Consider the following 19,171-nt stretch of genomic DNA (forward strand, 5'->3'; position numbering starts at 1 on the left):
CCGAGGGCGGTAGCGATGGAATCGCCTTGACGCACCCTGAGCCTGTCGAAGGGTGCCTCAGCGAAGCGAGCCCTGAAGGTGCCCACGCGAGCATTGAGGTTGCAATGCTGGGTCGGCTGGCTTTGACAAGCTCAGCCAGCGTGGCGGCGACCCGTACCCGAAGCGGACGATGGCTTGCCCTGTTCGCACTGAGAGACAGCCCGAAAGGGGATGAGAGTCCGAGGGCGGTAGCGATGGAATCGCCTTGACGCACCCTGAGCTTGTCGAAGGGTGCCTCACCGAAGCGAGCCCTGAAGGTACCCACGCGCCTGCTCCTGGCCGTTTGCGACCGAGACTTATGCTGGAACGGCAAGTTCTGCGCCAGAGGGCAAGATCCAACCCAAAGCAGTCCATCACGGAAATTGAAGTCCGCGCCAAAGCGGACATTCGAGCAGAGAATTCACCGGCTGACGATTTCGCGCAGTCCGGCGTCGATGCGCTGGGCCATGGCACTGAGTAGGCGGTCGCACGTGTCGTGACCGTGGCGGTCGTTGATCTGCTTGAAGTGGTCGACGGGCCGGACATCCACGATGCAGCTTCGGCAAATGACGTCACGCTGAATGCGGACAGCCCGGCCCACGTGGTTTGCGGATACCCTGCGCGCTTGGTGCCAATCAGGCATGCGTAAGGAGGCACCTGCAAATGCAGCGAATCGGCGTGACACTCTTCCTGTCTGGATCGCTGCTATTACAGGTCGCCGCAGCGGCACCACCGCCTGCGCCGGCCGACTTCGAGCGCTACGCCGAAGCGCTGGTCGCGGGCGTCTACAGCAGCGACGCACCCGGGGTAGCGGTTCTGGTCATGCGCGGTGACGATGTGCTGTATCGGGGCGCGCGCGGCAAAGCCGACGTCGGAGCCAACGTGCCCCTCGCGCCGGGCGATCTGTTCCGGATCGGTTCGGTCACCAAGCAGATCGCCGCAGCGGGGCTGTTGACGCTGGTCGACGCCGGAAAGGTCGCGCTGGACGATCCACTTTCGAAATACCTGCCGACGTATCCCGACGGTGCGCGCATCACGATCGAGCACCTTCTCAACCACACGTCCGGTATCAAGAGTTACACCGAAATGCCCGGGACCTGGCGCGAGCGGATCCGGCGAGATCTCACCACCGAGCAGATGGTGGACTACTTCAAGCGCGCAGCTCCGGACTTCGCGCCGGGCGAAGCGTGGGGCTACAACAATTCGGGTTACGTGCTCGTGGGTGCCGTGATCGAGGCAGCCACGGGCGAGCCATGGCACCGCTATCTCGAGCGGGCATTGTTCCAGCCCCTCGGCATGCAGGACACCGGCTATGGGGCAGACCCGGCGATCGTCGCTCGCCAGGTCAAGGGGTACATCGTGGACGGCCCGAATCTGACGCCTCCCCCGGGGATCAGCATGACTCAACCTCACGCCGCGGGCGCGCTGGTATCGACCGTAGACGACTTGGCGCGCTGGAATCGGGGCCTGCATCAGGCGCAGCTGCTTAAACCTGCGACCTACAAACGGATGATCACGCCGATCGGCAAGGCGAAGGAGCCCGGGTATGGCTTCGGCATCGGGACCACCACTGTGCGCGGCAACCCGGCGCTCCAGCACAGCGGGGGCATCCCTGGCTTCACCTCGCACCTGATGTATGTGCCGGCGGCGCATATCACCGTCGCCGTGCTGCAGAACAGCGAGACCGCATACGGGGTGCAGGATCCAGAATCGCTGGCGCGCCGTCTGGCTGCCGCTGCCTTGGGCGCGCCCTATCCACCGGTCACGGCCGTGGTTATCGACCCGGCCGTACTCGGCCGGTATGAAGGCGTGTATCGCGTCGACGTCGAGGCCACGCGCGAGCTGCGGGTGATCGACGGAATGCTGACTGCCCAGCGCACTGGCGGGCCGCGTTACACCCTCACCGCGGTCGCCGATGACACGTTCGTGTATCCGGATGGTTTCACCCGCCTGCAAGTGCTGCGTGATGCGCAAGGTAACGTGGCGGCCATGCGATTCTGGCCCGATGGCGAAGGTGACAGCCTGGATGCAGCGTTGACCGATCAGGCACTGCCGATCGACCTCGCGCGCCCGGGCGAAGAGATCAAGCGACTGGCCCGCTCGTACACCCTACCGGCACTGGTGACCAGCGCCACGATCGCCATGCTCTGCGCAATGCTGGTATGGCGCCGACGCAGGCGTCCGCCAGGCGCGCGCATGCTGCCACAGCAGGTGCGTTAGGGTGCAAGCACGGTTGATGCCCGGGCAGCCGAGATTGAGCTATCGCGTTGGCAGAAGCCGATAGCGAGCTGCATAGCCCTGAGCGTTGGGCTGGATGCAAAATGCAAACAGGCATTCTCGGCCCCGCACCTGTTGGTGAATAAAGCGCTTTCATGTTTACCTGGTTTCGAAGCAAGTCCTCCGTTCCAGCCCCCGTCACACCCACACCGTCAACGGATAACCTCGGCGAGGGCAGCGCTACGCGTGCCGGCTTCACCAACGCCGAGCGAACGTGGTCTGAAGACGTCAACGTCCTTGAGTGCCCGCTCTCAGTGTTGAGAGACCAGGGCATCGAGGCAAAAGCCTTCGATTATTGGATAGAGATGGAAAACGCGGCCGAGCTGTTTACCTACGCCTTGCAGAGTTTCGGAAAGGCGAAGACCGTGGGGCAAGGAACCAACGGAATTGCTCACCTTGTTGGTTCGCTTCCGATCGACCAGCACTTCATCGGCCGGTTCTCTACGTACAGGAATATCAATCCGGTTACGAAGTCGGACTGGGAGGGCGTGGGCGTCGCGCCGGATACGCAAGCGGCTCCAGAAGACAGCCTTAGCATTGCGATTCGATTGGCGACCGCGTCCATCGAGCGAAGGTGATCGGCAGACCTGGTCGCGAACGGCCGCTCCTGGCCGATCAACTCTGCTTCTGCTGCCCCGTCTCAATGCCGTTCTCAATGCGGCCGGGCAGCTGTCCTGCCGCAACCACCCGGTTGCGCCCAGCGCGCTTGGCCGCGTACAGGGCTTGATCGGCTTCCACGTACAGTTGCTCAACGCTGGCCTGCTCGGGCCGCGCACTGGTGAACCCGACACTGACTGTCACCGCCAGTTGCGTGTGCCCGACGTCGAACCTGCTGTGTGCAACTGCCCGACAAAGTCGCTCCGCGGCGGCGCGGGTCTGCTCCGCATTGGAGCTCGGCAGGAGCACGGCAAACTCCTCGCCGCCATAGCGGCTGACGATGTCGATCTCGCGCAATCCGGCGTCGATGCGCTGTGCCACGGCGCTGAGTATGCGATCGCCAATGTCGTGACCGTGGCGGTCGTTGATCTGCTTGAAGTGGTCGATATCGATCATCAGGAAACCGACCTCCTTAACCTCGCGTTTGGCTGTCGCAAGGATCTGCTGAGCAAACTGATTGAAGCCGCCGCGGGTCAGCAGGCCGGTAAGTGAATCGTGGCTGGCCAGCTGCTCCAGTCGCCGTTGCACCCGCTCGCCAGTCATCAGAATCAGGCCAATGGTGGTCAGTATCTGAGCCAGACTGACCGCGCCGAGGAATGACCACACCACCGGGCTGCCGGCCAGCAGTCGCACCGAGGTCAGATTCAGCATTGCCAACCCGGCGCGAAAGCTGGCCGCCAGCAACAGCAGGACCATGGCGGCCTGAATCACCCGCGCACCAAGCAGACCACGTTCGTCGGGATGGCGGAACACCGCCTGGATCGCCAGCAGGGCCACCCCGCCCTGTTGCAGCATGAACAGGGAGATCCGCCACGGCGACTGATCGGCGCTGGCGCTCAGCCACACGCCACCCAGGAAGAACGCGAGGGTAGTCAGCAGCCAGCGCTGCACGCTGGGTTGCCGATGCAGAAAGCGCATCAGTCCAAAGCCCAGCAGGCCGATGCCGGAAAGATAGAACGCATTGCTAAGCGCCAGACTGCCGCGCGCCAGACTGCCGGCATTGAGCAGGGTGATCGCTGCACCGATACTCATCATGATCAGGCCGGCGGCCCACTGGCTCAGGCCTGGCGCGAACTCGCGCTGCGAACGGCGCAAGGCGAGGGCAAGCAAGGCCATCAAGACCTGCGCCACGATGGCCACCACCATGATGGTGCGTTCGTCGAGCATTGCCTGCACCACTTGCACCGAGCGTCCTAGCTTACTGCGGTATGCAAGCGCCGGGCGCGACGACGTTGTGAATAGCAAGTTCGATATGTGAAGATGACCGCGCGCCCCTCTCTGGCCTTCGCATCGCATGCCGTCGCCAAGCGTTGTTGAACAGCGCAGTGTTCTGATCACCGATCTGGTTGACAGCACCCGTCTGCTGGCCGAGCTGGGCGATGCCCGCGCGCATGAGCTGCAGCTGCAGCATGATCGACGCGCACGCGATCTGCTGGCCGAGCATCACGGCCAGGAGATCGACAAGAGCGATGGCTTCTTGCTGCTGTTCGCCCGCGCTGCTGATGCCGTGCTGTTTGCCCTGCACTATCACCGTTTGCTGCGCGAGTTCTCGGCCGAGTGCGGGGTGCAGTGGCGGGCACGGGTCGGCATCCATCAGGGCGAATTGTTCCTGCATCCGAATGAGCAGGCCGATATCGCCCGCGGCGCCAAACCACTGGAAGTCGACGGCATGGCCAAACCGGTGGCCGCGCGACTGATGTCACTGGCGCAGGGCGGTCAGACCCTGCTCAGTCGGCGGGCCTTTGATGCTGCCAGACGCGCCGGCACCGACCTCAGCGAGCTGTCCCCGGCCTGGGTGGCGCACGGTTGCTACCGATTGAAAGGCATGGACGAGCCGATCGAAGTGTTCGAGGTCGGCGTGCCGGGTCAGGCACCGCTGAATCGGCCGCCGGACAGCGACAAGGCAGTACGCGAAGTCAGCGATGAAGAGGCCCTTCTGCTGGGCTGGCGTCCGGGGCCGGGCCTGCCGGTGCCGGAGCGGCCGCAGTGGCGTCTGGTGAAGAAACTCGGCAGTGGCGGCTTCGGCGAGGTGTGGCTGATCGAACACGGCCAGAGCCGCGATCGTCGGGTGTTGAAGTTCTGTCACGATGCCGAACACCTGCGTTCGCTGAAGCGCGAGGTCACGGTGTTTCGTCTGATCAAGGAGGCGATTGGCGACCGCAGGGACATCGCGCAGATCTTCGACTGGCAACTCAATCAGTCGCCGTTCTACCTGGAGATCGAATACGTCGAAGGCGGTGACTTACTGAGCTACGCCGAGGCCGCCGGCGGCCTGCAGGCCATCCCGCTACAGCGGCGCATCGAGCTGGTCGCGCAGGTCGCCGATGCGCTGGGCGCGGCCCATTCGGTGGGGGTGCTGCATAAGGACATCAAGCCGGCCAATGTGCTGATTCGTGGCGGCGAAACACCGCAGGCAGTGTTGACCGATTTCGGCATCGGCCTGATCACCGACCGCGGCCAGCTGCTGGCTCGCGGCATCACCATGGCTGGCTTCACCGAAGCCCTGCACGCCAGCCCCACCGCTGGCACCCAACTGTATATGGCGCCGGAACTGCTGGAGGGGAAGGCGGCAAGCATGCAGGCCGACCTGTATGCCCTCGGCGTGATGCTGTATGAGCTGGCTGCCGGGCAGTTCAAGGCCCTGGCACCGGGATGGCAGCGCGATATCCAGGACGAATTGCTGGCCGCGGACATTGCCAGTCTGGTCGACGGCGACCCCATGCGACGCCCGACCAGTGCCGCCCGGGTCGCCCACGACCTGCGCGCCCTGCCAGAACGCCACCGGCGCCTGGCCGCCAAACGTCAGGCGGAGTCCGAGGCCAAGGCCAACCGGGTGGCGCTGATCAAGGCGCAACGGCGCAAGCGCTGGGCGCTGGGGCTGAGCGGCAGTCTGATCCTGGTGCTGGCCCTGGTGGGCTACGCCGCCAAGCAGGCGATGGACGCCCGCCGCGAGGCCGAGGCGCGCCGCGATCAGGCCGAGCAGTTGATTTCCTTCATGCTCAACGATCTGCGCGGCAAGCTCAGCAAGCTGGGCCGACTGGATGTGCTGGACGGCGTGGGTGACGCCGCCAAGAATTATTTCGCGACGGTCGATGCCTCGTCACTCACGCCAAACGAACTGTTAAGCCGGGTGAAAGCCCTGTACCAGCTCGGTGAGGTGATGGCCCAGCAGGGTCGCTACCCGCAGGCCGCCGAAGCGATGGCAGAGTCGCTCAAGCTGGCCAACCAGCTGCACGCGCTCGACCCCAGAGAACCAAGCTACGCGTTTGAAAAGGCGCAGGCCGAGTTCTGGTCCGGCTATGTGGCCTGGCAACGCGGTGACGTGGCCGAGGCTACGCCGTTCTTTCAGGCGTACGAGCGCACCGCCCAACGCATGCTCGACGCTGGCCTGGGCAGCCGTGACACCTGGACCCGCGAGCAAGGCTATGCCTGGTCGAATCTCGGCTCACTGTACGAACAGCTTGGTGACCTCGACGCCGCGAGTGACTACTACACGCGCTACCTGCACCTGCTCGAACAGCGGCAAGACAGCTCGCCTGCTCACCTGCGCATGCTGGCCAATGCCAACAACAAGCTTGGCTATCTGGCCGAAAAGTCCGGCCAGTATCAACGTGCGGCGCAACTCTATGCGGCGGAGTTTGCAATTGCCCAGGGCCTGAGCGAGAGCGAATCGGACAACGCACTCAACCAGCAGCGCTTTGCCAAGGCCGCCGGATTTCATTGTCGTGGTCTGTGGTTCAGCGGTCAGCCCGTCGAAGCGATCGATGCCTGCCGGGTCTCCCACTCGATCAGTCGTGGTCTGGCGCTGAACGATCCGCAGAACCTGCCGAAGTGGAATGATTACGTCACTGCTTGCAAGCGACTGGTCAGCCTGCTGGCCGAACAGCAGGAAACACAACGCGGCGCCGCGGTTCTGCAGCAATGCAGCGAGGAGCTTGACGCAGCCAACATCGAACCGGCGTCGGAGCGAGTCGGCTTGCAGCTGCCGCTGGAGTCGACAGCCCAGATACTGTTCCCCGAACAAGCCAACCCACGCCTGCATGCCTTGTTGCGGGAGCAGACAATCGACGACAAACACGCACCGGCGCGCTTGCTGGCACAAACGCTGTGGGAGCTGACCTTGGGTGACCAGGCCAGCGCCCAAGGTAACTCGGCCGCTGCCGAGCGGCACTGGCGCGACGCTCTACGGGTGATCGATGGGCAGCACGGCCTGGACTTCAGCCTGCTGCGGGCACGCCTGTGGAACCGGCTCGGTCAGCGCAAGCAAGCCACCGCCCTGCTAAGCAGTCTGCTGTCTGCCGGGGTATCTGAGCGAATCCTGCCGCGCGAGGTCGGCCTTCCGCCGCTCCTCTGAGACAGCACGGCGTCGTCAGCACAGCGTCGCCACCGCAGTCTCTGCGATCGAAAGATCCAGATCCAAGTTTCATGTTAGTGTCGCCCGGCAACTGCCCACAGGAGGTCACATGGCTGCTGATTACAGGATCAAGGTTGAGCTCAAAGATGGCGCCCCTTACGCCGAGCCGGTCTGCGTCGATATCCGCTCGGACAAGGTGATCGTGCAGTGGTATCTGGAGGATGAGAACACCGACATCAAACGCATCCTCGGCGTTTGCTTTGAGCGTGCGGGCCGACGCGTGTTCAAGGAAATCGAGGCTGAGTCAGAGGATGGCCGAGCGTGGACAGCGATCAATCGGGCCAAGTCCAATCCGCGCGGCAAGTTCCACTACGAGATCAAGGTCGAACTCTGCGATGGGTCAATCGTTGGCCGCGACCCTGAAATCGAGAACAACGTTCCGCAGGTGTTTGCCCGCATCCGCTAAGTGAGGCCTGCGCACGGTCATCCGATCGTGCGCAGGGTGCCCGGCCCTAGCAGGCTGCTGAGACCTCCATCCTGGAGGCCTTCAGCGCGGCGCCAGCGTTCGCTCGAACAATTCAAAGATGCGACGGTACTGGTCATACCAGCTTTCCGGCTGCACATAGCCATGCCGCTCCAGCGGATAGCTGGCCAGCTCCCAGCCGCCCTTCTTCAGTTCGATCAGACGCTGCGCCAGGCGCACCGAGTCCTGATAGAACACGTTGTCATCGATCATGCCATGAGCAATCAGTAACTGCCCCTTGAGCTGATCGGCGTATTCGATCGGTGAGGATTTCCTGTAGGCCTCGGGATCGAGCTGCGGCGTATTGAGGATGTTCGATGTGTACTCGTGGTTGTACATCGTCCAGTCGGTGACCGGGCGCAGGGCAGCGCCGGCGTGGAAGGCGTCAGGCGCGCGGAACAGGGCCATGAAGGCCATGAATCCACCGTAGCTGCCGCCATAGATGCCGACCCGCGAACGATCACCCTGATGCTCTTTCACCAGGTAGTCGATGCCGTCGAGATAGTCCTCCAGCTCCGGATGACCCATCTGTCGGTAGATCGCCGTGCGCCAGTCGCGGCCGTAGCCTTCCGAGGCGCGATAGTCGAGATCGAGCACGACATAGCCCTGCTTAACTAGCAGCTCGTTGAACATCTGTTCGCGGAAGTAATTCGGCCAACGGGCAAACACATTCTGCAGATAGCCAGCACCGTGCACGAACAGGGCGATCGGATAGCGCTTGCCCGGCTCCATGGCCGTGGGCCGATACAGCTTGCCCCAGATCTTTCCGGCACCGTGCTTTGACGGCACCTGGACGTATTCGGGTGCCTGCCAGCTGCGCGCCTTGAACTGCTCGCTGCGGGTATCGGTGAGCCAGCGACTTTGGTCGGCGGCGATATCGTGCAAGACCAGCTGCGGCGGCGTGTGGTGGGCCGAGGCACGCAAGGCCAGGCGCTGCTCATTCGGTGACAGCACAAAGTCCTCGACGCCGTCGAGCGCAGTGACCTCGCTGACCCGTCCGCCATCGACCGAAGCGCTGCACACCTCGTAGTCGCCCGGCCAGTCGCGATTGCAGATGAAGTAGGCGGTCTCACCCTCGCGTGTCCAGCGCACTGAAGACGCTTCCCAACGACCCCGGGTCAGCGCCTTGGGTTTGGCCCGATCGCGGTCTTCGACACGATACAGATGCGAGTAGCCGGTTTCTTCTGACAGGTACCAAAGAGTGCGGCCGTCGGGCAGCCAACCGTAGTCGTTGAAGTTCCAGTTGATCCAGGCCGGATCTGTGAGCCGGTGACGCGCCGCCAGCGCCGGCTGACTGATGGCGCTGCTGGCGATCCAGCGATCCTTGTTGTCTACCGCGCGCAGCATCAGCGCTGCGCGATCGCCCTGTCGATTCCAGACGATGTCATCGACGCGCAGCGGGCGTGGACCTTTCAGTGGTTCCTGTTTGGCCGCGGCACGCAGTTCGGCCAGCGGATCCTGCGCAATGCCCGGCAGGCCATCCAAGGCCAGCTCGATCACTTCGCCACTACTCAGATTGACCCATTTCAAGCCCTGACCCAGGGGTGGATTGCGACCGACCCGGGTGCGCACGTCTTCGAATTCTTCGTAACCGCTTTCGGTGACGTACTTCGGCATCTTGCCAGCGCGGCCCTTGTCGGCGCCCTTTGGCTCAGTCACCACCAAGGCAAACTGTGTGTTGGGTGAGAGGCTGATCGAAATGATCTCGATGCCCTCGCCCAAATAGATCGGCGCCGCGGCGCGACTGCCATCGGCGGCGCGCAGCTCCTGCTCGCGTGCATGGCGTGTTTCGCGATCCTGCTTTTCGCGAGCCAGGGTCTCGATCAGTCGCAGCTGCATTTCGGCCAGCGGATCGAGTGCCTTGCTGGCTGGATCCTTCTCCGCCTTCAGTTCCACCAGCGGCTCGGTCAGGCCGCGCTGGAAGTCATGGCGCTCCCAGCTGCTGCCCTGACGCCAGCTCAACCAGCGGCCATCCAGGGAAAACTGCGGTGCCGATTCGGCGCTGGCAGTGCGGGTGAGCTGTTGCAGCGCCCCACTGACCAGATTGCGGACGAAGATGTCGCCGTTGCGGACGAAGGCCGCGCGCTCGCCGACACTGTCGTACACCGGACTTGGCCCGTCCAGCTCGGCCAGGGCCTCATCGGCCAGCTTGCCCGGCTTGCCCTCGGCCAGATCGACCTGCCAGTAGTCGCGCACGCCGCTGCCGTTGCGCTTTAACTGGTAGATCAGCTGACCGCCGTCCAGCGACCAGAACGGAGCCTCCACCGACGGGCCGATCCAATCCGGATGGGCCATGATCTGATCGAGTTCGGCGCGCCAATCCAGCTCTTGCGCAGCACGCGCCTGGATCGAAGACGGGGCGGACAGGCCCATCAACAGGGCCGCAATCGACAAGCTCAGAACAGAACGCACGCGTCACTCTCCGCAAGACAGAACCCGCGGAGGTTAACAGCTTGGCTGCGGAGGTGGGGTTATGGTCTGAGCAACACGCAGGGCGGGCCTTGACCCACCGCTCTGCATTGCGTGTCGAAGCGGCGGGTCTGGATCGGCCGATTCGGATTGAGGATGTCGGAGAGCATGCCCCTGCAGGCTTCTCGTCCCCCACGTGCCGCGTTCCCACGGGACCCGTTGATCGGCCATCCTGGCCGCACCGCTCGTACTTCGTGCGCTGGGCGCGGAACGGAATGGTGGGCGGTCCAAGGGGGAAGCGCGCACCTCCCGTGTACAGCGCCGAGCCACGCAGCCAGGCTCGGAGGAAAGGCGCGCCTGTTTGAGGCCATGGATGGCCGAGTTCGCGCCGGCCCGAGCTTGGCGAGTAGCGCAGGGCACGGCGCTTGGCACAGCAAGCGACGTGCTGGACCCGGGCCCCTTCTCTTTGGTTACTTTCTCTTGGGGACGCAAGAGAAAGTGACTCGGGCTGCCCGAGGGGCAGACTGAAAGCTGTTGCTTACTTGCTGTTGATCCTGGCTTTGTTCGACGCGACAAACTAGGCAAAAAAGCGGGAGACCTCAGATCACGCCCCGCCCCACGTTTGGCTGGGCCTCAGGTCGAAACCGCTACCACACCACCTCAGCCATCGAACAGTTCAGGCCCGAACCGATGCCCATCAGGGCGACCCGCTGGCCTTTGCGCAGACGGCCGCTTTCGGCCAGTTTGGACAGCGCAATCGGCACCGAAGCCGGGCCGATGTTGCCGTGTTCGGGGAATACGTTCAGCACCTTCTTTGGATCGATGCCCAACAAATCCACGATGGCGGCGGTGTGCACGCGACTGATCTGATGGATCACGAACTCGTCCAGCTCAGAGGCCACCCAGCCCATCGCCGCACGGGCGGCCTGGAAGGTCTTGGCGGCCAGCTTCAGGCCCTCCACCAGCAGGGTGCGGGTATCGGTGACCATGCGATCCATGTTGCCGCGGCACAGGTGGCTGAATTCGGTGGCGGCCCGGGTCACGCTGCCGAGGAAGCGGTGTCCGTTGGGCAGCAATTCGGCGCGCCCCAGCACCATGGCGGCACCGCCTGAGCCCAGGGTCAAGGAGGCAAACTCATTGCGAAACTGTTCGGCGGTGACGTCCGGGCCGCACAGACGCTGGATGGTGCGCTCAGCGATCTCATTGCTGGTCTCGCCATTGACGATCAGGGCGTAGTCGATATCGCCGCGCTCGATCATCCGTGAGGCGATATCCATGCCGTTGAGAAAGGCCAGGCAGGCATTGCCGACATCGAAGTTCTGGCAGGTGTCGGCCAGGCCGAGATTGCCGTGCACGATCGAAGCCGTCGAGGGCTCAAGAAAATCGCGGCTGACCGAGGTGTTGATCAGGATGCCAATGTTCTCGCGCTGCACGCCGCTGGCGGCCAGCGCCTTCTGCGCGGCCATGGTGGCGGCATCCGAGGGTTGCACCGGGCCGTCCCAGATGCGCCGCTCGTGAATGCCGGCGACGTCTTCAAGCAGGTTGTCGCGAATGCCGAGCCGATCCAGGGTGGGCTGCAGTCGACTCATGATCTCAGCCGAGCTGAGACGCACCGGCGCGTCGACGTGAGCTACCGAGGCAATGGCTACGTGCTGGTACAGCATAGGACAATCCGCATCAGGGAAACGGTCGGACGGTACTCTGAAGCGCTGGAGCCCGCAAGCCAAACGCCGCTGGCTGGCCGCAGTACGGGCTTGGCCTTGATTCACCCAATCGGCGCTAGTCTTGGCGCATGCGCCCATCATCTGTGCTTCTCCTTATCGTCCTGTCCTCCCTGTGCACACTCGCGGCACGGGCCGAAACCCGCCTGCAGGGCAGCCTGCCCGATCAACTGGGCCGGTTTCAGATCGATCGACCCGCTGGCTGGCAGTCGGGTGATCGCCTGATCATCTATAACCACGGCTTTGATCTGCGCCCCCCCGATCCGACCGGCGCGCCTGCCACCGCGCCGGACGAAGAGGTGCGTCAGGCTTGGCTGCAGCAGGGCTATGCGCTCGCCGCCGGCAGCTACGCCCAAGGCGGCTGGGCGATGTTCAACCTCGAACGCGCCCAGCTGGCGCTGTTGGCCGAGGTCGACCAGCTGATTGGCACTCCGGGCGAAATCATTGTCTTTGGCGGCTCGCTGGGCGGCTTGGTCAGTCTGAAGACGGCCGAATTCCTGCACGCTGCCGGTCGTCCGGCGGCCGGAGTGCTGGCCGCCTGCCCGGTGGCTGGCGGTGCCCGTACCTGGGATCAGGCCCTTGATGTGCGGCTGCTGTTCGATGCCGTCTGCCCCGCTTCGCCCCTGCCCGGTGGCGCCGAGCCCCTGCCCTGGCTGCTCAATCTCAGTGATATTCCGAGCAGTCTGTCCAATATCGATGATCCGGACGCGCTGTTGACCCTGGCCAATGCCGCCAATCGCATCCGTCAGTGCACCGGCCTGTTTCAACCGGCGATCTTCGATACCGAGGCCCAGCGCCAGCGCAAGGCGCGGCTAAAGGCGCTGATCGGCGTGAACAGCGATGATTTTCTCAAGATCCAGCTCAGCTATGCCCTGTATGCGCTATCCGATCTGGTGCGCCAGCCGGGCAAGCTCAATGGCTTTCACGGGCTCGGCAATGCGTCGATTGACTACGGCGACGCCGACGCTAACCAATTGATCCGTCGGGTCGAGCGTGATCAGCTGGCGGCAGTGAAACTGGGCGCTGTGTCCGATCTGACCGGCCGCTGGGGCGCCACCAAGGTGCTAGCGGTGCACACCGACGGCGATCAGCTGGTCTTCCCTGAACATCTTGATGCCTTGCTGCAGGCCAGTGGGCAGGCAACGAGCAGCGCTGTGAGCGCGGTTGTGCGCGAGGCCGCGCCTTCGCATTGCGGCTTCAGCCGAGCCGAGCTGCTGGCGGCGTTCAGCAGCCTGCGCGACTGGATCGACAGCGAACAACGGCCGACGGTGGCAGAGCTGCAATCGCGCTGTCAGGCGGGCGCTGGCAGCGAGCGCTGCGCTTACGACGCCGACTACCAGGTTGCTCCACTGAGCAGCCGTATTCGCGCCCGCCCGGCCACCGACGATCAGGTCAATGCCGATCACAGCGGCGCCTGGTTCGATCCCGCCTTCGATGGCGAGGGCTGGATCGTCGAGGTGCTACCAGGCGGCCTGGACGCCACCGTGACCTGGTACACCTATCCCGACAGCGGCAGCGATGACCAGCAAGCCTGGATCGTCGGCCGCGGTCGAATCAGTGCCGATGGCATCCATGTGGCTGACGCCTATCGCTATCGCGGCGCCCGCTTCGGCGCCGAGTTTGATCCGGCCGCGGTGCAGGGTCAGCGCTGGGGCGAGTTGACCCTGGCCTTCGATCGCTGCGGCGAGGGCGACGGGCCCTACGGCCAGGGCAGCCTGCGCTACCGCCGTGCCGACGGGCAGCTTGGCGAGCGCAGCCTGATCCAGCTGACGGTCAACGCACGCACCCCCAGCCATTGCCTGGTGTTTATCCAGCCGCCGCAGCCCAGCGCCGAAAGCCGCTACAGCGGCAGCTGGTTCCGTGGCCCGGCGGCGCCCGGCGAAGGCATTCAGTTTCAGGTCGACGACCTCGGTCGCGGCGTGCTGATCTGGTACAGCTACGATCCGCAGGGCCGGCCGGCCTGGATGATCGGCGCTGCCGAACGTGAGGTCTCGGCTGGGCGCTGGCGCTTCAGTCTGCAGCGTCCGCGCGGCACCGGCTTTGGCGATGAGATGACCCCGGCCGACGTCCAACGCCTGCCCTGGGGCGAGGCCGAGCTTGAGTTCAGCAGCTGTGATCAGGCCGTCCTGCGCTGGACACCCAGCGAACCCGGCTGGGCAGCGGGCGAGCAGAGCCTGGTACGACTGACCCTACCTGCGGGCAATGCGGATTGTGAGTGAGGGCGGCGGGCGAAGCTCGTTGCTAAGATCGGGCTACTACTGCCATTCGTGCACACCATGTGGCAGCTCGGGCGCCTGTTCTGAAGAGTGCAGATAGCGCAGGCTGCCCGGCGGCAGCTGCTCAGGCGTGGCGCCAGAACACAGCGCTGCCAAGGCGGCGCGCGTCAGGCCGGTATCTGGCAGCAGACCGACCCAGGCGTTCTTGCCGGCCGCCTTGGCCGCATATAGGGCGCGATCGGCCAGATTGATGCTTTGCTCGCAGCTGCTGGCGTCAGGAGCACTCTGCAACATCGGCCAGGGTGCAAAGCCGACCGAACAGGTCACCGCCAGACTCAGCCCGGATTCCAGCACAAAGGGTTTATCGTTGATGGCGCTGCGCAGCCGCTCGGCGATCCGCGGCGCATCAGGAAAGCTTGTGCTACGCACCAGGATCAGGAATTCCTCACCGCCCCAGCGCACCACCACATCCTGATTGCGACACAGCTGATTGAGACGCCCGGCCAAGGCCACCAGCACTTCGTCACCGGCCTGGTGGCCATGGCGATCATTGATCGCCTTGAAATCGTCGATGTCGACGATACAGAACAGCAGATGCGCATCGCTGCCGCCGTTCGCTGCCAACTGTGCGGCCTGCTCGTGCAACCAGCGCTGCAGATCACGCCGATTGGACACCTGGGTCAAGGGGTCGACCCGGCTGGCCCGCTCCAACTCCTGATTGCTGCGCAGCAGCAGTTGATTGGCATGTTCAAGCGCTGCAGTGCGTTCGGCCACGGTGCGATTGAGCGTCGCGATCTGGGCACGTTTGATGCGCGCGCTGGCGCCAATCCTGCTGGCCATCCAGAGCATGGCCAGCAGGGCCATCAGCCCATAAGCGGCATAAGCCCAGGGTTGCCGCCAGGGCGGCGCACCCACGGTCAGGTGCAAGGTCCGCGACGCAGCAAACTCACCGACATGACCGGCGGCCTGCGCTTCGAGCTGATACTCGCCCGCCGGCAGATAGCTCAACATCAGCTCGGTCCTGGGCTGTTCGAGCTGCACCCAATCGCTGTCGATGCCTTCGATGCGATAGCGCAGGCGCGCCGTTTCCGGTGAGCTGAATTCAATCGCCACCAGACCAATGGCGAACACGCTGTCGCGATGATCGAGTTCAATTTGCTCGGCGTAGACCAGGTCGCGCTGCAGCTGCTGGTGGCCATCAGCGGCAGTCAGCTTGCCACCGCGCCGACCAAGCAGGCGCAGCGACGTGAACACCGGCCGCGCCATCGGACTCGATGCCTCCAGCGCCACCGGCTCGATCACATCAACACCCTCTGTTCCACCGAAGTACAGCAGCCCCTGCTCATCGCGAAAGCTTGCGCCACTATTGAACTCACGATTGCGCAAGCCATCACCCGGCATCAATACGCGCACCTGACCGCTGGCCGGCTGGTACACATTGAGGCCACGGTTGGTACTCAACCACAGGTTTCCGCCTTGGTCGGGCTCGATGCGATAGATGACGTCATTGGTCAAACCTTCCTGCCGACGCACTTCACTGATGGTTCCATTGGCTCGATCGATCCGGTTCAGGCCGCCACCAAAGGTGCCAATCCAGATCGCCGCGGCGTCCTGATGCAGCGACCAGACCGAGTTTTGCCTGAGCCGACCGTTGCCGACAGTGAGCTGCTCGATCGTGTTGTCGCTGGCGACCCGAAACACCCCGGCATCGTCGCTGCCCAGCCACAGCCGCCCCTCCGAATCGCGCATCAACACGGTGAGAAACACGCCGCTCAAGCGGTCGGTCAGCGGACTGGCCAGCGGCAGACCGTCGACGTAACGCAGCAACCCATGGCGTGTGGTTACCCACAACTGTTCGCCTTCCTGCAAAAGGTCGGTGACCTGGGCATCGACCGAGCCGGGTAGTCGGCGGGCCTCGCCGTCTGGCGACAAATGCCAGACGCCGCGATGACTGCCCACCCACCAGCCGCCTTGGCTGGCCGGCAGCAGCTTGCGGATCGAGGTGACACCGATGGCGTCGACCATCTGCCATCCGGACTGATCAACCGGACGCCAGTACAGGCCTTGATCGGTGCCGACCAGCCAATGCGAGTGGTCGCCGAAGATGGCACGAATGCTGCGCTGTGGCAGGGCGGCGAAACCGATGGCTGAGTGCAGATCGCGGCGCACCGCCGCCGATAGGTGACGGGCGCGAAACAGCCCGCGCGTGCTGCTGCCGATCCACAGCACTCCGGCGCGACTCTGGAAGATCACCGCGATGCCGCTTTGCAGCGGCTCATCCAACATCACCGGCTGCGGCGTCCAGGGCTGGTCGAGCTCGGCCAGGATCAGATTGCCGTCGGCAAAACCCAGCCAGAGGCGGCGCTGTTGGTCGATCAGCATCGCCGTGAGATCGACCAACTGCCCCCGTTTGGTGCCAGCCTGCCGACGCTGCAGCACCTGACCCTGCTGATCAATGTTGATCACCGAACCGTCGGCGGCAGCCAGCCACAGATGCTCGCCATCCGCCTGCAGGCCGGCGCAGCGGGCGCCCTCCGTGGCCGGGCTGGGCAAGGCGTCGGCGCGATCCGGCAACAGCTGCCACAGCCCGCAGTGCCGATCCAAGGCGAATGCCCTGGCGCCTGCCTCGATGCTGACCAGGCCAACCACATCAACCACCGTATTGCTGGAGTAGACCAGACGCCGCTCGGCATCGACATGCGCGATCTGGCCCTCCATCGCCAGCCAGACGCCGCCCTCGGCAGCCTTGGCGATATGCCGAATGGCGCTGCGGGTCAAATCGGGGTGATGGAGCGCTGTCTGGCTCTCGTTGCGCAGATCGCGCAGTGCGGCACCGGCATCGTCGGTGCCTATCCACAAGCGGTCCTGATCTTCGACCAGCAGTGCATTGACACTGCTGGTGCGGATGCCGGCGTCATTGATCAGGACATCGTAATAGACCTGAAAGTGATGACCATCGAAGCGATTCAGGCCCTCCTGGGTGCCGATCCAGAGAAAGCCCTGTTCATCCTCGACAATCGCATTGACCGCCAGCTGTGACAGCCCATGTTCCAGACCGTAGTTCTGCAAACTGAGGTAATGACTGCCGGGCGCCACGCGCTCTGCGGCAGGCAACGCTCCGCTGATCAGCAACACGCCCAGCAAGAAAACCCGCCGCACACACCCTCCCCGCGAGATCGCCTTGACCTGAGTATGCGCGGAACCGATTGCGGGCCGCTAGCCGGCGGCGGCTGGCTGATCGAAGCAATAGGCGGTGATGGCGGCCGAGTGCCGCTGGTCGAAGCGCTCGGAAAAGGCGTTCAGACGCGGATAGGGAACAAGATCAATCGGATTGCGAAACGGAAAGTGACTTAACAAGCAAAATAGACTTGTCTCGAGAAAGCTGAGTCGGCACGGCGGCAGTCCGGCGGTGATTTCGGGCCAGCGGCTATCGAGCCAAGCCAGGGTTGCCAGCAGGCTATGCCGCCGCTTGCTCGACACCTCATCGGCCGGTCGTTGCTGCACGAACTCGTGTGCCACCACTTCGACCTGGGCAGCCATGGCATGCGCCACCAATTCGTGTGCATTCATCTGCAGCAGGCTGCCTGCCAACTCCGGCCAATAGATCTCGTTCATTGCGCCGGCTTCGCGAGCCAGCTGGCGGCAGATATTCAGAGTGCCGTACAGCGGCTGGCCGTCGATCATCAGAATCGGCAGCTTCAATGCCGGGTTATCGCCAAACAAGGTTTGATCCGTGCTCATCAACTGATAGATCGGTTGAAAGCGCGGACTCAGCCCCAGCTCAAGGGCGAAGATGCGCGCCACCCGGGTGTAATGCGAACTCTGCCGGCCAATCAACACTAGGTCTGCCATGCTGCCTCCGCGAATCGATGTGCAAGGCCCAGCTTGGATGCCAGGCCCGGGCTGTGCAAGGATGGGCCAGTGACTGAGCCCGAGCGCTAACGCATGGATCTGATGACCGAATTCGTGCTCGCCGCCGGCCTGGCCTGGGCTAGCGGCATCCGCCTCTACGCGGCCGTCTTTCTTGCCGGCATGCTGCAACGCTTTGGCTACATCGTGCTGCCGGGCGATCTCGCCACCTTGTCGCACGACTGGGTGCTGTACGCCTCCGGCGGCATGCTGCTCGGCGAGTTTCTGGCCGACAAGATTCCCGCCTTCGATTCGGTCTGGGACGGACTGCATACCTTTATCCGCATTCCCGGCGGTACCGCGCTGGCAATTGCAGCACTGGGTGACCACGGTCCTGCGGCACAGATCGCCGCCGGCCTGATTGGCGGCAGTATCGTCACCGGCACCCATCTGACCAAGGCCGGCACGCGCGCGGCGATCAATCACTCGCCCGAGCCCTTCAGCAACTGGTTCGCCAGCTTCAGCGAAGACGGCCTGGTGTTGGCTGGCCTGTGGCTGGCCTGGCAACACCCGTGGCTGTTCGTCGCCATGCTGATCACCTTCATGCTGATCGTGATCTGGCTGCTGCCCAAGCTGTGGCGCCTGCTGCGCGAAAGTCTGCGTGCGCTAAAGCGAGTGTTAAGCAGGTTGTTCGGCAGCGGTGTACAGTCGGCCGGACCGGGATAAGGGTCTCGACACGTCGTCGCTGTGTTTGGTGTAGCGATGGCGGGCCAGGGCAGTAGGGCGGGTCTTGACCCGCCAGGGGAACACACGACACCGCCAAATCGCGCCACTCTAAACATTCGACTTCATCACGTGAAGCAAGTGATTTCGGCGAATCGCGACAACAAAGCGGCGGGTTAGAAACCCGCCCTACCTTGCTGGCGATCGCATGAACAGCTGATCAAAGGCCAAGTGAAGTGAAACCCTCCATAGGCGAACCCCCATGACACTGAAATTCGTCCAACTCCCCTTGCACCTCAGCCCCTGCGTATTCCACGCCATGCCGGTCGCAGATTCCACGGCATGCCGGTCAGTGATTCCACGCCAAGCCGGTCACCGATTCCAGCGCATGCCGGTCGGGGTGTAGGCGGGTAACCCGCTACCG

12 protein-coding genes are annotated in these 19,171 nt (G+C 63.9%); 6 read left to right on the forward strand and 6 right to left on the reverse strand.

The window, feature by feature from the left end; genetic code table 11:
• Positions 1–439: 439 nt before the first annotated feature.
• On the reverse strand, positions 440–568 hold the full coding sequence (locus IFO71_RS22545; protein ID WP_232371387.1) for a diguanylate cyclase domain-containing protein: 129 nt from the start codon (positions 566–568) through the stop codon (positions 440–442).
• Between the two features lie 113 nt (positions 569–681).
• Between IFO71_RS22545 and IFO71_RS20075 the strand changes: the two genes are divergently transcribed.
• Entirely contained in the window at positions 682–2,238 is a 1,557-nt protein-coding gene (locus IFO71_RS20075) for a serine hydrolase domain-containing protein (RefSeq protein WP_192031472.1), read from the forward strand.
• 152 nt (positions 2,239–2,390) lie between these two features.
• Entirely contained in the window at positions 2,391–2,873 is a 483-nt protein-coding gene (locus IFO71_RS20080; RefSeq protein ID WP_192031473.1) for a S41 family peptidase, read from the forward strand.
• Between the two features lie 37 nt (positions 2,874–2,910).
• Here IFO71_RS20080 and IFO71_RS20085 read toward each other — a convergent pair whose 3' ends face one another.
• Positions 2,911–4,119, reverse strand: coding sequence for a GGDEF domain-containing protein (locus IFO71_RS20085; RefSeq protein WP_192031474.1), 1,209 nt, complete (start codon positions 4,117–4,119; stop codon positions 2,911–2,913).
• Between the two features lie 127 nt (positions 4,120–4,246).
• Here IFO71_RS20085 and IFO71_RS20090 point away from each other — a divergent pair, with 127 nt between their 5' ends.
• Together IFO71_RS20090 and IFO71_RS20095 are read left to right on the forward strand one after the other, a co-directional pair.
• Positions 4,247–7,306: a protein kinase domain-containing protein gene (locus IFO71_RS20090; RefSeq protein WP_192031475.1), complete on the forward strand. Its 3,060-nt coding sequence runs from the start codon at positions 4,247–4,249 to the stop codon at positions 7,304–7,306.
• A gap of 109 nt (positions 7,307–7,415) precedes the next feature.
• A complete protein-coding gene (locus IFO71_RS20095; protein ID WP_192031476.1) occupies positions 7,416–7,772 on the forward strand; it encodes a hypothetical protein in 357 nt (118 codons plus the stop codon).
• Between the two features lie 81 nt (positions 7,773–7,853).
• Here the strand turns inward: IFO71_RS20095 and IFO71_RS20100 are convergent, their stop codons facing one another.
• Positions 7,854–10,202, reverse strand: a complete 2,349-nt coding sequence (locus IFO71_RS20100) for a S9 family peptidase (RefSeq protein ID WP_192031482.1) — start codon at positions 10,200–10,202, stop codon at positions 7,854–7,856.
• Positions 10,203–10,885: 683 nt separating this feature from the next.
• Positions 10,886–11,902, reverse strand: a complete 1,017-nt coding sequence (locus IFO71_RS20105) for a 3-oxoacyl-ACP synthase III (protein ID WP_192031477.1) — start codon at positions 11,900–11,902, stop codon at positions 10,886–10,888.
• Between the two features lie 143 nt (positions 11,903–12,045).
• Here IFO71_RS20105 and IFO71_RS20110 point away from each other — a divergent pair, with 143 nt between their 5' ends.
• Positions 12,046–14,178 carry a hypothetical protein gene (locus tag IFO71_RS20110; protein WP_192031478.1) on the forward strand — a complete coding sequence of 711 codons (2,133 nt, stop codon included), beginning with the start codon at positions 12,046–12,048 and terminating at the stop codon, positions 14,176–14,178.
• A gap of 36 nt (positions 14,179–14,214) precedes the next feature.
• Here IFO71_RS20110 and IFO71_RS22550 read toward each other — a convergent pair whose 3' ends face one another.
• Together IFO71_RS22550 and IFO71_RS20120 are read right to left on the reverse strand one after the other, a co-directional pair.
• Entirely contained in the window at positions 14,215–17,334 is a 3,120-nt protein-coding gene (locus IFO71_RS22550; RefSeq protein WP_192031479.1) for a ligand-binding sensor domain-containing diguanylate cyclase, read from the reverse strand.
• Between the two features lie 57 nt (positions 17,335–17,391).
• Positions 17,392–18,027 carry a glutathione S-transferase N-terminal domain-containing protein gene (locus IFO71_RS20120; RefSeq protein WP_192031480.1) on the reverse strand — a complete coding sequence of 212 codons (636 nt, stop codon included), beginning with the start codon at positions 18,025–18,027 and terminating at the stop codon, positions 17,392–17,394.
• Positions 18,028–18,120: 93 nt separating this feature from the next.
• Here IFO71_RS20120 and IFO71_RS20125 point away from each other — a divergent pair, with 93 nt between their 5' ends.
• Positions 18,121–18,750 carry a DUF4126 domain-containing protein gene (locus IFO71_RS20125; protein WP_192031481.1) on the forward strand — a complete coding sequence of 210 codons (630 nt, stop codon included), beginning with the start codon at positions 18,121–18,123 and terminating at the stop codon, positions 18,748–18,750.
• The last annotated feature ends 421 nt before the right edge of the window (positions 18,751–19,171 follow it).

The sequence above is a fragment of the Pseudomarimonas arenosa genome, from assembly GCF_014841215.1.
Classification (GTDB): Bacteria; Pseudomonadota; Gammaproteobacteria; order Xanthomonadales; family Xanthomonadaceae; genus Pseudomarimonas; species Pseudomarimonas arenosa.